Source organism: Duganella qianjiadongensis (assembly GCF_009857915.1).
In the GTDB taxonomy this organism is placed as follows: Bacteria; Pseudomonadota; Gammaproteobacteria; order Burkholderiales; family Burkholderiaceae_D; genus Rugamonas; species Rugamonas qianjiadongensis.
In genome coordinates, this window is record NZ_WWCM01000061.1 from 1 (window position 1) to 850 (window position 850).

Consider the following 850-nt stretch of genomic DNA (forward strand, 5'->3'; position numbering starts at 1 on the left):
CGCGTCACCCAAAAGACGAGAGTAAACGCGAAAAGTCGGCAGTTTACAAGGGCAGATGCGAAAATTGGCCAGCTAAGCCGGTTTCAGCTCGGGCGAGGCTCCGGCTGGACTTGTGTATAAGGGCATGTCTTAGATCAAGGTGTTCCTGATGAGTTGTTCCGATGGGGGACAGATGAGTTGCGCGGCATTGTATCGCCCTCACAATTCTCAGTTGGCTGGAATCATCTGGTGGATAGAATCGGCAAAGAGCATCTGAATATGCTTCGTTGGGCCGACTGGGTTTTAGGCGGTGATGAACAGGAAGTTGACCCAGCAGAACTGGCGAAGCTTATTACCGAACTCGATGAATTGATTGCCCAGCTAGAGGCATCATCGCTTCGACGTTTTACAAAAGATCTGATGCTGCGCCATCTCAATTCCGTCAGAAAGTCTTTGAGAACCTATCGCGTTCGGGGAATCGAACCGGTAAACGCAGCGCTAAATGAGACTCTTGGCGCTATGTCGGTAAGGACTGCGCATGTGAAAGAGGACTTGAGCCAATCAGATCCTGAAGCAACGGGAATTTTTTCTAAAGCTGCGGATATGATCAATAAGGTTGTTAAAGTTGCAGAGAATGCCCAGAAAGTCCAAAAGGGAATTGACGCCGGAATCCAGATTGCACATGAAGTACAGCAAATCTGGAATGCCTTTCCGGGAATTGGAAATTAGTTATTGAATGAAAACCTGAGATAGCCCCTTGAATCACCGGACACAGCCTATGCGTTATTCTTACGGATAGGAATAGGACTGTGCATATGACTAGGAACAAGCAAACAATCGAAGTAGTGACCGTGAGCCAGGAACGCCGCCG

At 48.5% G+C, this 850-nt stretch carries 1 protein-coding gene; it reads left to right on the forward strand.

Annotated elements, in window-relative coordinates; all coding sequences use genetic code 11:
- Positions 1-177: 177 nt before the first annotated feature.
- Positions 178-708 carry a hypothetical protein gene (locus GTP27_RS23260; RefSeq protein ID WP_161041460.1) on the forward strand — a complete coding sequence of 177 codons (531 nt, stop codon included), beginning with the start codon at positions 178-180 and terminating at the stop codon, positions 706-708.
- Positions 709-850: the final 142 nt, after the last annotated feature.